Here is a 14031-nt window from a genome sequence, read left to right as displayed (position 1 = left end):
TGTATGTTTTATTTCATATGTTATTTTCTCTTGATAATGTTTTCAATCAGATGATTTCTCTTTTCTTTTAATTGCTTTATCTCTTTGACTTTATCCACTGAAGCCGCAATCGAGACACTCAATCTCAAATTCAAGTCATCTTGTAAATCAGTTTTCCCTTCAAGATATTTAATTGTCCATTCAATTTTTCTGGAAATTAAGTCCTGATCTTCTTTTGATTTGTTAACGTTTTTGATTAGTAAATGGATATCATGAATATCTCTAATAATTTGCTTTACATTGTCTGCATATCTGGTTTCAATTACTGTTCGTCCTTGTTGACTCTGGCTATCTAAAGAAAATATAAATCGATTATCAAACAAATAACAATCAAACTGTTCGTGATTTTTGAATCTAGGCCAATTTTCAGCAATCAAAGTTGATTTCTTAAAAGCATTGTCTATATCATGATAGACCCGATAATAGTTCCTTTTCAGGTGGTTTCTGATGTCTTCTTTACCTTCAATTCCAAGCACTCTCTGAACAAATCGATATTGTAAATGGTCTGTCTGAATCACGAAGATTACGTCCAGTTATCATGAAATATTGGTTTTGGTTTTATGAAGATATTACTCAAAGAACAATTCATCTAAGTCGATAAAATAATCAACGCTGTTCCGAAGTTTAGAGTTTAACCCGCTTGAGAAAGCTGCCAAATAAACCTGTTTTCCCGTCCTCATTACTTCTTCTATAACTGGTAAATAATCTCCGTCCCCTGAAACCAAAAGTACGGTATCGTAACTTCCATTATTAGCATGAAGTATAATGTCGAGGGTCATCTTTATGTCTACACCTTTTGCCGCCTTGTTTCTGATTTTTCTTAAAACATATGGATAAAGATTATTAGGGAGTTTCGAATTAGGGTTATAATCAAAATCTAATGACTTTATTGAACTATTGATTTCGGCTTGTTTGCTTTCATCACCTATTGCATAGGTATAATATGTAGCTCTTACTATCTCATGCCTCCCTACAATGCTCGCCTCTCTTGTTACGGCAGGATGCCATACAAAAACGTCCCTTAAGTGTTTAACTTGTTCTTTGGGACTTCTTGTCTTGAGTATATCTTGGTATCTCAATGCGATATTTTCACCATCAAAAAAACCATCATTTTTCTATATCCAGTTGCTGGTCCTTCTATAAACATGTGATTCCCCCACTAATAGTTTTTATTAAGTTAAGAGTCTTGCCATTATATGCAATTCTTTCTCTACTATTTCTTTTGCTAAGATACTAACATTTTCGTTTAAATAGTAAATCATTTCTTCGATGTCTTCAGAATCATAATCGCTACCAGGAGTTACTAAAATCTCATCGTTTTTCAAGGTTATATCTGCCCAATAATTCTGTTTAAATATTATTCTAAATTTTATTCTTCCGTCTTCTTTCCTCTCATTGAAAATGCTAATAATATTAAATATGTAATCCTCCATCTCTTCCCCTCGACCCCCAATCAACCTAAAAACATGTTCACAATTGATTAAAGTATTTTCCTTATAAAATGCCACTTTCATCATGATTTATGTTTAAAAAAACCCTTATTTTATGCGGTTATTTTGATTGTCAATTTCTAAATTTACAGCTCACGATCATACACTTCATCAATTCTTACCGAGTACAGTTTTGCAATATCATAATTGTCATACTTCGTCTGCTCGTCAATTTGTTTATGAATCATTTTTCCAAGAATTTCAATTAACTGTTTTTCATTTAATTCTTCGTCAGATGGAATTAATACTTTATCATCAAGATACTCTTCTTCGCCCGATTTGATTGTATACATAATGTATTCGCAATTATATGCATATCTCTCTTTAATGATGTTTCGATAATACGATTTAAAAGGTTGAAATTCCATGGTCATATCAATTCCTTTCACTTTTCCTTAAAAGTCATATTTCATAGAATCTTATACTCTTTCGGTTTTACCGTATAAACTCTTTTAAACAACCTAAACGTTTTGAATTTTATGATATTCCTTAAGTTCATTAATATTGCTAAAAAAGTACTTGAGACGATACCGAATGTCTGCTTTGTCTTCTCACCTTCAAACCCCATTTTTTCGTAGAAATCCTGAAGCGTCATAGTTTTGGCAAACAGTGCTTCATTAGGTTTAAGAAGTTTAAACTCATCTACTGCGTTAATTCGTGAATTAAAAAAGGTTGTTGAATCGGTAAAGTTGATAATCACTCTTGGCGAATGATGGAGATAATATTTATTGGATTTCTCATTGTAACTAAAACAGTACTGATTGTTGAGTCTATTCTTTCTGTTTAGGAAAAATGCAAGGATAACGAATAATGGGAGTATTAATATAAATACGACAAAATCTATTAGAACTATCAGTAAACTCAAAGTCTTAAATAAAAAGTCTGCAAATACTCTCATATGCTATCCTCAATTCTTAATCTAAATCAAATTCACATTTCATAGCCTATTGTTTTTTATTACGGGCAATGAATTCTTCTTCAACTTTAGAAAAATTATGGGTAGAGTAATACAATTCAAACAAATTATCGAGTGTTCTTGTGTCAGCAACGTTAATGGTGTTTTGCATATTGGCAGCATCCATGACTAGTTTCGCTTCAAATTCTTTGAATGCTTTTTTCAAAATATCTAACTCGTTTTCGATAAGTACTTCTGGCGCACCAAGTTGAGCTAATTTAGCCAATTGACTCGCATGTGACAGAATCCTTTTTGTCTTATACTCTAATTCAAGGTTCATAAATTAATCCTCCGACTCAAATTAGTATTAAATATTCGTTTCACCGATAGTCCCACAATCTTACTGAGTCTTGGTCAAAAACATCCTCTGTTTTATCCAGTAATTTCACCTTCAGCTTCGAACTATGGTCTTCAGAAAATCCTTGATAATAGCCAGTACATTCTAAGTATGATATTCCAGTTTGACCTCTGCCTGATACGATTACCTTGTCACCATTTTTCATTTTAAACCTCCATGATTTCGATCTAACTTCTCGGTTCGCCAACTTTTTCCATACACCCTTAAATCTCTTAGATCGCGATCCCTCATTCTCTGATGGAAGAACTCTTTTGGTATATTTATCATGACTGAATTCAGGCAATAATCTATAGGAAATTGGGCGACCAATTTACCTTCATGAAGCTCGTTAAACGTGTAATCCTCAAAAAAAGTACATTCATCATCTCGCCATACAAAAATTCTGGTAGTATCCATAGCTCTAAAACTATCTATATGTAAAGAACCATACTCCCCCCTGTCAAGACGAGCTAAGGATAATTTCTCTCTCCAATGTTGGGGTATCCTTGCTTTTATACCATCATTACGACTTGAGGTTCCTATATAAACTTGACAATACTCGTCTAAAACCATTACATAGTGTCCATAAATACCAGCTACAGAATTGAGGTCTTTGATTTCATAAAATTTATTTGAGTTGACGAACTTATCTAGTTCTTCATTGAACTTGTCCCTAGACAACGACTTGAAGTCCTTCATATTAAGATTGAATCGCGCCGTGACTTTCTCAAATCCAAGTTTTATTTCTTCTGACAAAGTGGCATTGTCTTTATCAATTTTCCTCACATAATTATCAGCGGTTAGCTTTAACTCTCCCTCTCTATTGAGCACCTTTACTCCGAAATGCGAGGCCATATATCCCTTAACATCTCCTCATGAAAGATTGGTTTTATCGCGTTACTTCGATTCCTTTGCCCTCTAAATATTTGATCAGTGGTTCAATCACAGATTTCTGTGTGGCTTCACCATTGAAGTGACCTGTTCCTAACCCATTAAGGATCATCCATCCATTGTTGTCGATACCGTCAAAAATTTTATTAATAATAGTTTTTTGGTTAACCTTCATAGTATCCTCTCTTCAACACATGATGATTTTATCGTTATGATAAATACCAATTTCATCATCTTCAAATTCTAAAGTGATGTTCCCTACTACTTCATCGATTTTAATTATTAGACCTTCTTTGTTCGTTTTGTATCCAACGACAGGTCTAGCTACTGCACCTTTTCCAATTACTTTTCCATTCCGGTCTTTTAACATCATCTTCACCCCATAAAAGGCTAATTTCATTAAGCAAAAAATTCTTCATAGCTCATTTCTCTGTGTCTATATTCAATATCTTTTCTAGTCTGCCTTGCAAAATCCTCAACACTCCCTATTCCACCTAAAGCCCACTGCAAAACATAGCTACTTAAAAATAATACAGCCGGTGCAGGTATTGGTTTAACAGAAATCCAACATTCATTTGTAGGATCGTACGCTATGTAATCGATAGGACTGAATGTTTTTACATTAATAATTAAATAATCCTCATTCTTACCACTGCCCAATTCTATTGCACAACTATCCGAGAATACCTTAATGTTATTACTCACGATTAAGATCTCTCCTCATAAAAAACTCATTTCAGTTTCAAATCTCAATGGTTTCGTATGTCATTTCGTACTTCAAGGACTTTTCATCAAAAACCATTCGATATATTGGAAGATTCAAGCTTTTAGCAATTTGAATTAATATTTGAGTATTTTCATAATTGCATTTATTTCCAACATAAATTTCTGAGGGCATTGCATCAATGTAAGAGTCATTTGAAGAGGTAACAAATCTGAATTCTTCTTCATATGACCAACTTGAGTGTTTTATACAGTTAAGATAAAATGAAGTCCAAAATATTGAAGTATCAGCAATATCTATTTTTCCTTGTAAGCCTTTGGAAATATTATCCTCAATTTGCTCTATCAACATTTCAGTATATCTATACATCATGTCTGTGATGTCAATACGTTTGTCTGTATACTGTACTGGAAATAATGAGGATTTCAAACGGACATTGGCTTGATCTGAAGTGCAATAACTAACACAGAATCCAGTATGATTATTTGCATAATGTGCCCACATTGGCATATTACTAATGCCTTTGTTTGAAAAACAAGTGAGTTTAAAGTATGCGGAAAAATCGTCTATCAAGCGTCCTTTTGATTTTTTCAATCTTTCGAAATCCAAGAGTCTTTCTTCGTTATAAAAATATGCTTTTCCATCAAAGGGATCATTCATGAATTTGGGTTCTGCCAAATAAATTTTCTTTCCAAACAATGTTTCAAATTTAATTTTGTTCAATTTCAGATTGTCGTTAACTGAATAATATTTATAGAGCTGTTCAGGCACAATTGACCTGGTTTCATCGTAAATGTACATACCAGCCGAACTATCTTGCGGGTTTTTGTTTATCAACTCAACTGCTTTAAGATAATCAAACATCATATCGCTTCCCTATGTCCATTTTATGATAAAAGAATTGTTTTATCGAAAAACAGGCTATAATTTTTGATCATATTCTTTCTCAATTGCCATAACAAGTTCGCCGTAGATATTTGCCATGTCGTTATACCATTCTTCGTGATCTATGTAGTTCAAATCATCATAAGTATAACTATCTAACTTTCGAACCAGTTTGAACACATCATTTGACAGTAAATGAAGATCAGGAATCAGTAGTGGTCTCATGACCTGCTTATATCTGTCTCTATCAAAGTTCTTAAATCTTTGATCTTCATTTTCGCGTACATATTGGAAATTACCATCTTCGTTTAAAAAAGCATTATATACCTTAAACATATCTGATCTTTGCTTCATTTCTCTTTCTTCACTAATTCTCTTTGCGTCCCATATTCTCGCTTCTCTTTCCTTCTTAAGTTGGTCTCGGTTATTTAATGTACTCACAGCAATCCCCGCGACAGATCCACACAAACCACCAATTACTCCAATCCAAGCTGTATCCATTTCCAGATTACTCCTTTTCATGATAAAAGTATTATTTCCTGAGCTTTAACCGCTAACCTCCCGTAACTACAATTCTTCCATCCTCATAAACTACCATCACTTGCATTACTCCATTTCTTAAATACTGATACACATACCCATCAGCCCTTACACCTTCACGCCCAAAAAACTTAAGCTCTCCTGATTTTAGCAAATCTTCAGTTGCTTCTCCATGAGAAGAATACTTTTTAAACATAGTAAGTAGCTCCTTATGAGTTACTATTCAGCTCCTACCAAAAGTCCCCACTCTTCTTCATACTTATTAATCTTGTTTAACGCTGCAGGAGCCATCATTTTGTAAACGTCAGACTTTACTCCATACTTAGATTCAAGTTCAATTAACCTATCCTTTTCAATCTCAATATTCCTAGCAAGTATCTCAATACGCTTATCCATTCTAAACTTATCGTATTTTTCAGCATCTTTTATGCCCCAATTCCCCTCAATAAATGCTCGAATTTCTTTCAATGAGTTAGGATCGTTATTGATATTGTCTATTATGTATCCCTTGATATTCATCATAAATCCTTGGAGCTTATCTTCTTCATTGATCTTGTGTCTACCCACGACAATCACTCTCCATGGCTTAGTTTACCTTATATGTTCGCCAATCAGTTAAATTTTTCCTCTTTCATATACAATTATATCACCGCATTTGTTTAATGTATATACTTATTTTTAGTTTAATGGAATTGCTCACTTCCTTATTTTCAGTATATCAATTTTCAAAAGCTCAGCTAATTTTATCTCTATTTCAGTCTTTACACGAGTCATGAAAATCACTTTTCTCCCCTTATATCCGCGACACACAAAATTGGCTCTAAGCTCTTCTCTGTTATGTTCTTGGTCAACCACCTTGATTTCTCTTTTACGCAGCTCCTGACGGATTACAGCATGCTTCTGGCTCACTTTATCCATTAACGTCTCCATGTGCAATACAAATAACTCACCAAATCTTAACTGCGAGTCCTTAGTCTTTTCAATGTTGTCCTGCAGAACATTTAACAGGAAAGGCATAATTAAATGTTCGGTCAATAGCTCATGTTCTTCTTGGGTTGGTGTTTGCATTTGAACATCTTCTTTTTCAATCCATAGCGCATTCTAATAGCTCGACTGTTAAGACTTCTTCGAAGTCTATAAATTCATAACCTTCTTCTATTTCGATTTTAAATTTACTCTGTGCTTCACTAACTGATTTTACGATTCCAATTAATTCTCTACCTTCATGCTTGTCTATAATCTTAACTTTTATAAGTTCGCTCTTATTAAATGAAAGTAATATGGCATGATGAACATTCTCTTTATTTAAGTTTGTTTGGTTCTTTTCCACGCAAAAACCCCCTTCTGTAAGAACACGTATTTGAAAGTCCGTAGTTGTATTATAACCCGAACACACGTTCCTTGCGCAAGAGGCAATTTAGAATTAGAATAATAATCTTTTAAAACGATACTTTTATCGGGAACAATACTTCTCTACAATCTCATAAATCATGCTTGTGTCGTTTAGTGATCCCACTTCAGACCAGCCTTTTTCATCATTATCAATACTCCATTCATGGTCATCACACATAATCTCTAACCCACATTCGTGCATGAACGTTTGCCAGGGTATTGATTCTGTAAAGCCCTTATCGAGTAGATATTTTCTAAGCCAATGATTCATAATTAGTTTAATTCCTTTCTATCCTCTTTTATGAAAGCCCAATTTCATGAAGTTCTTTAATTTGAATAAGGCTACCTTTAAAACATCTCCCTGCTGGAATAATTTATATGTTACTATACAAGATGAATCTAACATATATGGAGGAAAATAATGATTAAAAACTCTAAGCATTTTATCTTTTCTATGATGTTACTTATTTTATTCTATTCTTTGGCTTCACCAGTGCAAGCTGAGGCCGGATATAATCTTGTAAAATCATATGCTCCACAAGAGACTGCCGTATTTATAGATGGAACTATAAGAATTTTAGAGCAAAAAACTTATCTTGCTGACGATGGTAATTTATATGTTCCAGTAAAGTTACTGAATAATCTACAAAATATAAAAGTTAATTATGATAAGGGTATTGTCGTCAATTCATCAAAGGGAAACTTTATTATTGATAAGACCAATTCCCTAATATACAAAAATATAACCTACATTAAACTAAAAAGCTTTTTAGTGATAACGGGATACTCGGCAAAACATGTTGCAGACGGATTTTCAGTTTTTATATGGAGTGATTCTCAAGGATACGAAAAGTCACTAAAAATTATTAATAATTTAAAAGCATCTCCTAGTGGAGTTAGAAGTTATCTCGGAACAAAAGTTTTCCTATATAAGAGCAACAAAGTCGGTTGGATTGTAAATGTTAGATATAGCAATTTCGGCTTAACATATGTAAACATATTTCTTAAAAATGGTGATATAGTTGAAGAATCTATTTTTGAAAATGAACCTTCATCTTTCTGTACATATGACCAGTATGAATTAATTAAGACAGGATTTCACGGTAAATATTACTGGGCAAATTCAAATAAACTCCCCTCTTCTAGTCCTTTACATAATATTGAGAAAGTTTATTTTAATTCATTAGATTTAAAAAATGATAATTTAGTTATTAAATTAACTCGGACAAATGGTGATCATGCGACTATTGATATTCCTTTACATGGCTTTCCATCTTCCGATATTTATAACGGGTTCTATTCACAAAATCCAAAATTAATTCATCCGGGATGGTCACAGAGAGTGTGGGATATAATTGCTATGCATCATGTTGCAATTGGAATGACTGAAGAACAAGTTTTAATGTCTTGGGGTAATCCAGGCAGTAGGACAGATTATAATAGTTCGTCGTCATCAGCGGCACAATGGGTTTATGACCACGATATTTTATTCTTTTACAATGGATTGTTGGATTCAGTGACTTCTTACTAAAAGTAGCTAATGCTACTTTTTTATTTTGAAATATGTATTTTACCTTAACTATCTATTAGTCCCGCAAGACACATTTATTATTTTCCCAATATGACATTATACCCCTATCGCTTTCGATCTCGTTCAGTCCATCCTTAACTTTCACAGCCTCATCATAATTAGTTGTGGCAGAAAATACGATACCACTTCTTCCTTGAACCACATAAATTTCTTCCTTTGATTTTGTTTTCTCTCTTTGTCTTTCAACTTCAGCCATCAAGCGACAAATTAACATGTCGTCATCATCTGGATTAACCAGAACACTCATTCTTCCCTGCTTGTTAATAAATCGTTTCAGTGCTTCGTGAACTTTATCAAGATCAACTGGTTCATTATATTTATTATGAAAGTCATCTAGGTTCATTATTTGGTCTCCTTATAAAAATAATGCTCTTCTCCATTAGCATGGGTCCATCTATATTTCCAACCTTCTTTTGACAGTAATTGAATGATATCGAATTTACTATGCTCATCGTAACCACAAAGCACTTTAGCTTCCCTTTCGCTTTCAAACTTCCAATGCCCATCAACTAAAACAACTGTTCCACAAATTTCATTTGGAGTGTTCTGTTTGTCAATTTCAGCAGCTACATCTAAGATTTCCTTAACAATCTCCCTCAATTTATCAGCAGTCCAAGTTGTTCCTCCACGACCTCCAAAATTCAATCCGCTATGCAGTATGTACGGATGGTTAGATAAGTCCTTGTTCCCATCATTTTTCTTAATGGTTCCAGATACATAATTTCCTTTTACGATAATTTCATTACTAAACATTGAATGATCCTCCTTTAAAGTTTTCTAGATTTATATATAAGATGAACTCTCAACCACCAATAAGCTTCGGCACTTCCCTTAAAATCACCTTTCCAAAACAGTACAAACATTTGCTTCTGTAGCCAGCCGATGTGTTTGATGTGATGCATTCCATCCCTCCATTTCTTAAAGAAACACGCAATTTATCAAATTCATCAATACTTTTTTCGCCATAATTATATGATTATTTTTATTTCTATGTAACTGGATTTTCACTTTGATTGCAACATTACTACCACTAAAAATGTATAACTGGCAGTAATGTTGCATAAGATTTTAACCTTTAAAAATAAAATCCCTATGATAGTCCATATACTTCTGGTGTTCATATGTCAAAGATACGCACATATCCTCTTGAATATTCATTATCTCCATCGTTTTTACATCAAGTTTATCAGAAATCAGAATCCTACCTCGTTCATCAAAACTGATGAATCCCTTGTCAAAGAGCAGATCCAAGTTTGGAATAAGTAATAGGCCATTAAAAACATCTAGTCGCTCATAGTCATTGCTAACAGTCCAGGGTTTAATATGAGATGCGCGCAACAAACCGATCTCTTTGCAGCCCGTAACAGAGCACTCTCCCCATTTAGAAATTAGTGATGATCTAAACTTTATTTGTCCTACTCTGGTATTAACATTCCTTTCTTTTTCTGTCGAATCGTTCTCCATATTAGATAAAAAACCTTTGTAATCTGTTGCATCCATATCAATGTAACAATATTTCTTCTGCAATCTGTGATTAAACTTCTTCACCTTATTTTTAATGAAGATATTAATGTGCTCATCTAAATAATCGTTTGCTTTAAATTCCTGGTTAAGCAATTTAGTTATAATGTTTTCTGCTTCATCATCTGTGGCTTCAAAGAAAGTGAAGTTATTAGATTTATAACCCTTGAATGCTGCATAAAAAGCAGGTGCAAAATAGTAAGAATCATCAATTTTCAACGCTATGATCTCATCTTTGTTGAAAATCATTGGTCTATATTGATCAGTATAAATAGAATCCAAACCATTACTAAACATCATGATATTTGTAATTATATCTGAGAAGCTTTCAATAGATTTTATTCTTGAAGTATCAAAAACATCCTCGATACTCACAAAGTCAATATTATCAATGATAATGGGCCAGTATTCGCGCTTTTTATTATTAGGTGTTATTTCGTTCCGTTCACAATAGCGAAGGTATTTCTCATCTAAAAGCGCATCTTCTCTGTCTTTACCCAACAATTTCGAAATTTTTTGATTAGTGTCCCTTCCATCAAACCCAACGTCTTTATTATAAACGTATTCATACTTTTCAATGGAATTTTTTATGTATCCAACAAATCTACTTGGAGCAAATATAAAATCATCTTTAATCTGCACTACGATGAATGTTGCGCCTCTGGCAATTAAATTCTCATAAAATTCTCGATTTACACCTGCACGATAACTATGTAATCTTTTAGCATTTTCAATCAATTGACTTTGATTATTAATCAGTTCAAGTTTCATTACAAATCCTCCCATACTAATATGTGTATCTATATTAGCATATGCATTATCAAACTAAAACTTGATAAAACGTGCCTTTTACAGTAATTTCCGCTTGGCTATCATCAGTAATTCTTCTTTTGTATTCAATTCTGGGCTTTCTAAAACCAACTCCAATAGTTCATTCAAACAATATCCCAATTCTTTGCTTTGTTTGTATCCAAGAGACATTAAATCTGTTCCATTGATCACAAGGTCTTTTACTCTCAATGGCTGTTCCTCATTTATTACTGATTCGCATAACCTCTTCAAGTCATCAACGTCTGAGTAGTCATAGGGTGGCTTACTACCTAAAGTATCAGCTACCATTAAATCAAACAGATCTTGAATATTATCCTCACCTACACGACCAATAAACTTTTTAGCTACAATTAATTTCACATTTTTATGTCTATTCATGTGTTCTTTCACAAGAATACCAACATCAGATATTAATTGGTTATCATATTTGAGTCGTTGCATTATTTCTTTTGACATGTCCATACCAACAATAGCATGATTATAGAAGTGGCCTATTCCACTTTCATCTTTTGTAAAAGTTCTAGGCTTTGCAATGTCATGAAACAATGCGGCAAGTCTAGTTTTTAGATTGGGAGGAGTATTTTTAATTACGGATAAGATATGATCAAAAACATTCATATTGTGATTAGGATTATATTGGTTGAATCCAACTGATTCGCAAAGCTCAGGTAATAATAATTTCAGTAAGCCAGTCAATTGCAAAAGCAGTATCCCAGAATCTGGATCATCAGAGACTAAAATCTTATTCAACTCATCTCTAACTCTTTCCCACGAAATGTTTTTAATCATTAGCGCATTCATAGATATTTGTGTTAGTGCCGTGCCACCTATTTCAAATCCTAATTGACTTGCAAATCTTACTGCTCTCATCATTCTCAAAGCGTCTTCTTGATATCTCTCAGATGCACTGCCTACTGCGACAATACGTTTCTCAGTGATATGTTGTACCCCATTGAATGGGTCTACAAGTCCTCTTAATACACTGTATGCCATTGCATTAATCGTAAAGTCTCTTCTGCTTAGATCGTCTTCTAGTCTCGATGTAAATGTAACTACATCAGGATGACGACCATCAGTATACTTACTGTCAACTCTATATGTAGTGACTTCATAATGCTCATCATCGAAAACAACTGTTATTGTTCCATGCTTTAATCCCGTTGGAATCACTCTAAAGCCATGATTTTCGAATAACTCTAAAACCTCTTCAGGTTTTGCATTAGTACAGATGTCCCAATCATTTGGCTCTCTACCGATAATTGAATCTCTAACACATCCTCCTACAATAAATGCCTCATAATTACTTTCAATAATTGATAGTAATTTCGCAACTTTCTCAGGTATTTTAATTTCCATTCCAGTCTAGGCTCCTCTTCTGTGTATTGATTAACCACTCGTTAATCAGATCAACATTGGGTTCTTCGGGTAATTTTGATTTAGCAAATGCATCATCCAATAATTCATTCAGTCTTTGGTATTCTTCTTTTATTTCCTCCAATTTATATTTTCCATTTCTGATTTCATTTAAATAGTCTCGATCATGTCGAAATACATTAACTCCTTGACCAGAGAGAATCTCAATTCCCATATTCAACAATCTAATTAAATGAAGCGCATTTTTTGTATCGTAACCATACTTAGCAATCGTTTTTGCTCTCTTGCCTATTGCGTTTTTATCTACAGATGTAAGCTTCTTCAATTGAGCAACAGCATATCCACCATATGTTTTATAAACGCGCTTACTCAGGAATTGATCTCGAATATTAATCAGCTCTTTACCATAATCATTGATGAAGATAATATGTTTCTCGTTAACAAAGAGTGCATCAATGATATTGGGGTTGTTCTCAAGGGCAAGTTTAATAAATTTCTTTAATGAGTAGATAACCTCATCTGGTTCTTTTCTTTCCTTCTGTTCGAACTGCTCCAATCCCAATAAATAATTTGTTGGAGGCACACAAATCCCCCTATAGTCCTCATCACTTTCAGGAGTGTTAGTCCCATAGCTAATACTTCCCGAATACATTTTTAATATTAATCGCTCATTCCAAAACTCACTCATGAATTTCTCCTCCTACAACCAATGTTAATAATATTTAATCTGCATTCTACTGAAATAGCTTCAAGAATTCGTTTTTCTTTATATCTGCAACTGTAGTTAACATTGCAATCTCAGATTCTCTACCCCAAGAAGATAACACAGTTATCATAGCACTTACTTCTTTATCTACTTGATCATCAAACATTTTAGTTATTTTCTTGTATTGTGCCTCAGATATCTTTCTCAACTCATTACCACTCCCTATGAAATAGACCTTTTACGTACTTCTTAATAACTCTCCTGATCCACTAAATTCGATTTTATCAATCAGCTTTTTGGTTTTGTTTTTACGTCTTCTAACCAACTCCACCATATATGTATCCGCGTCACTGCCCCTGAATCCCCACCCAAATGACTTTCCATTTTTGATATCTTCTTTCATAATCTCAAACCGATTTCTAACATCCCACCCTCCTGTTGCCGATAGTTTCTCTTCATTAAGAGTAAACCTCATGTATAAGTTTGACATGTCTCCACCTCTCCATGAAAGAACTATTTCATTAGATTAAAGTATTCAGTTCAACTTCAGCTTCAATGCCATCAAAATACTTAACTTTTATTTCCCGTCTGTCTTCATTTGTTGGATTTCCATGATATTCATACTCGGTCTTTTCTTTATGCACAATCGCTGTTTTGCCAGTTTTAAACCCTTTTGCAATCAGATGATCTTCAACGATCCGCAATGTTTCTTCTTGAGTCAATTTAATCTTCATTATGTATTCTCCTTAAATTAA

At 33.5% G+C, this 14031-nt stretch carries 23 protein-coding genes and 1 pseudogene; 1 reads left to right on the top strand and 23 read right to left on the bottom strand.

The genetic code is table 11. The features are described 5' to 3' along the window. Positions 1-20 precede the first annotated feature (20 nt). The 15 genes and pseudogenes from MHH78_RS17820 to MHH78_RS17750 all read right to left on the bottom strand — a co-directional run bounded on the left by MHH78_RS17820 (position 21) and on the right by MHH78_RS17750 (position 7191). A complete protein-coding gene (locus MHH78_RS17820; RefSeq protein WP_341168252.1) occupies positions 21-557 on the bottom strand; it encodes a hypothetical protein in 537 nt (178 codons plus the stop codon). A 51-nt stretch (positions 558-608) separates the two neighbouring features. Beyond that, positions 609-1130, bottom strand: a pseudogene (locus MHH78_RS17815) (NYN domain-containing protein); the annotation flags it as partial. Positions 1131-1211: 81 nt separating this feature from the next. After that, positions 1212-1472 (bottom strand): hypothetical protein, encoded by a 261-nt coding sequence (locus tag MHH78_RS17810; RefSeq protein WP_341168251.1) that lies wholly within the window; start codon positions 1470-1472, stop codon positions 1212-1214. A gap of 143 nt (positions 1473-1615) precedes the next feature. Next, positions 1616-1897 carry a hypothetical protein gene (locus MHH78_RS17805; protein ID WP_341168250.1) on the bottom strand — a complete coding sequence of 94 codons (282 nt, stop codon included), beginning with the start codon at positions 1895-1897 and terminating at the stop codon, positions 1616-1618. 576 nt (positions 1898-2473) lie between these two features. Beyond that, a complete protein-coding gene (locus tag MHH78_RS17800) occupies positions 2474-2764 on the bottom strand; it encodes a hypothetical protein (RefSeq protein ID WP_341168249.1) in 291 nt (96 codons plus the stop codon). Between the two features lie 219 nt (positions 2765-2983). Further along, positions 2984-3676: a hypothetical protein gene (locus MHH78_RS17795; RefSeq protein WP_341168248.1), complete on the bottom strand. Its 693-nt coding sequence runs from the start codon at positions 3674-3676 to the stop codon at positions 2984-2986. 34 nt (positions 3677-3710) lie between these two features. After that, the gene (locus tag MHH78_RS17790; protein ID WP_341168247.1) at positions 3711-3887 is read right to left on the bottom strand and encodes a hypothetical protein; all 177 of its coding nucleotides are present in this window, start codon (positions 3885-3887) and stop codon (positions 3711-3713) included. A gap of 12 nt (positions 3888-3899) precedes the next feature. Further along, positions 3900-4085 (bottom strand): hypothetical protein, encoded by a 186-nt coding sequence (locus tag MHH78_RS17785; protein ID WP_341168246.1) that lies wholly within the window; start codon positions 4083-4085, stop codon positions 3900-3902. Between the two features lie 26 nt (positions 4086-4111). Beyond that, complete coding sequence (locus MHH78_RS17780) at positions 4112-4417, bottom strand: hypothetical protein (RefSeq protein WP_341168245.1); 306 nt, start codon at positions 4415-4417, stop codon at positions 4112-4114. A gap of 37 nt (positions 4418-4454) precedes the next feature. Then, entirely contained in the window at positions 4455-5303 is an 849-nt protein-coding gene (locus tag MHH78_RS17775; RefSeq protein WP_341168244.1) for a DUF2971 domain-containing protein, read from the bottom strand. Between the two features lie 54 nt (positions 5304-5357). Next, on the bottom strand, positions 5358-5822 hold the full coding sequence (locus MHH78_RS17770; RefSeq protein WP_341168243.1) for a hypothetical protein: 465 nt from the start codon (positions 5820-5822) through the stop codon (positions 5358-5360). A 52-nt stretch (positions 5823-5874) separates the two neighbouring features. Beyond that, positions 5875-6057 (bottom strand): hypothetical protein, encoded by a 183-nt coding sequence (locus MHH78_RS17765; RefSeq protein WP_341168242.1) that lies wholly within the window; start codon positions 6055-6057, stop codon positions 5875-5877. Between the two features lie 23 nt (positions 6058-6080). Further along, the gene (locus MHH78_RS17760; RefSeq protein WP_341168241.1) at positions 6081-6428 is read right to left on the bottom strand and encodes a hypothetical protein; all 348 of its coding nucleotides are present in this window, start codon (positions 6426-6428) and stop codon (positions 6081-6083) included. A gap of 129 nt (positions 6429-6557) precedes the next feature. After that, positions 6558-6929: a hypothetical protein gene (locus MHH78_RS17755; protein WP_341168240.1), complete on the bottom strand. Its 372-nt coding sequence runs from the start codon at positions 6927-6929 to the stop codon at positions 6558-6560. A 16-nt stretch (positions 6930-6945) separates the two neighbouring features. Then, complete coding sequence (locus MHH78_RS17750) at positions 6946-7191, bottom strand: hypothetical protein (RefSeq protein WP_341168239.1); 246 nt, start codon at positions 7189-7191, stop codon at positions 6946-6948. A gap of 483 nt (positions 7192-7674) precedes the next feature. On the opposite strand from MHH78_RS17750, the gene MHH78_RS17745 reads away from it, so the two are divergent. Beyond that, positions 7675-8784 (top strand): hypothetical protein, encoded by a 1110-nt coding sequence (locus MHH78_RS17745; protein ID WP_341168238.1) that lies wholly within the window; start codon positions 7675-7677, stop codon positions 8782-8784. Between the two features lie 55 nt (positions 8785-8839). Here the strand turns inward: MHH78_RS17745 and MHH78_RS17740 are convergent, their stop codons facing one another. The 8 genes from MHH78_RS17740 to MHH78_RS17705 all read right to left on the bottom strand — a co-directional run bounded on the left by MHH78_RS17740 (position 8840) and on the right by MHH78_RS17705 (position 14010). After that, positions 8840-9187, bottom strand: a complete 348-nt coding sequence (locus MHH78_RS17740) for a hypothetical protein (protein ID WP_341168237.1) — start codon at positions 9185-9187, stop codon at positions 8840-8842. Then, on the bottom strand, positions 9187-9597 hold the full coding sequence (locus MHH78_RS17735) for a hypothetical protein (protein ID WP_341168236.1): 411 nt from the start codon (positions 9595-9597) through the stop codon (positions 9187-9189). The genes MHH78_RS17740 and MHH78_RS17735 overlap by 1 nt, the downstream gene beginning before the upstream one ends. A gap of 315 nt (positions 9598-9912) precedes the next feature. Further along, positions 9913-11136, bottom strand: coding sequence for an HNH endonuclease (locus MHH78_RS17730; protein WP_341168235.1), 1224 nt, complete (start codon positions 11134-11136; stop codon positions 9913-9915). A gap of 78 nt (positions 11137-11214) precedes the next feature. Then, entirely contained in the window at positions 11215-12552 is a 1338-nt protein-coding gene (locus MHH78_RS17725) for a CCA tRNA nucleotidyltransferase (RefSeq protein ID WP_341168234.1), read from the bottom strand. Continuing rightward, complete coding sequence (locus MHH78_RS17720) at positions 12542-13258, bottom strand: nucleotidyltransferase domain-containing protein (protein WP_341168233.1); 717 nt, start codon at positions 13256-13258, stop codon at positions 12542-12544. The genes MHH78_RS17725 and MHH78_RS17720 overlap by 11 nt, the downstream gene beginning before the upstream one ends. A gap of 46 nt (positions 13259-13304) precedes the next feature. Then, a complete protein-coding gene (locus MHH78_RS17715; protein WP_341168232.1) occupies positions 13305-13484 on the bottom strand; it encodes a hypothetical protein in 180 nt (59 codons plus the stop codon). Positions 13485-13514: 30 nt separating this feature from the next. After that, positions 13515-13766 (bottom strand): hypothetical protein, encoded by a 252-nt coding sequence (locus MHH78_RS17710; protein WP_341168231.1) that lies wholly within the window; start codon positions 13764-13766, stop codon positions 13515-13517. Between the two features lie 31 nt (positions 13767-13797). Then, a complete protein-coding gene (locus tag MHH78_RS17705; protein WP_341168230.1) occupies positions 13798-14010 on the bottom strand; it encodes a hypothetical protein in 213 nt (70 codons plus the stop codon). Positions 14011-14031 lie beyond the last annotated feature (21 nt).

Origin of the sequence: Paenibacillus sp. FSL H3-0333, assembly GCF_038002805.1 — a bacterium.
In the GTDB taxonomy this organism is placed as follows: domain Bacteria; phylum Bacillota; class Bacilli; order Paenibacillales; family Paenibacillaceae; genus Paenibacillus_AQ; species Paenibacillus_AQ silagei.
The sequence above is the reverse complement of the archived record's forward strand: the minus strand, read 5'-3'. Positions and strand labels throughout refer to the sequence as shown.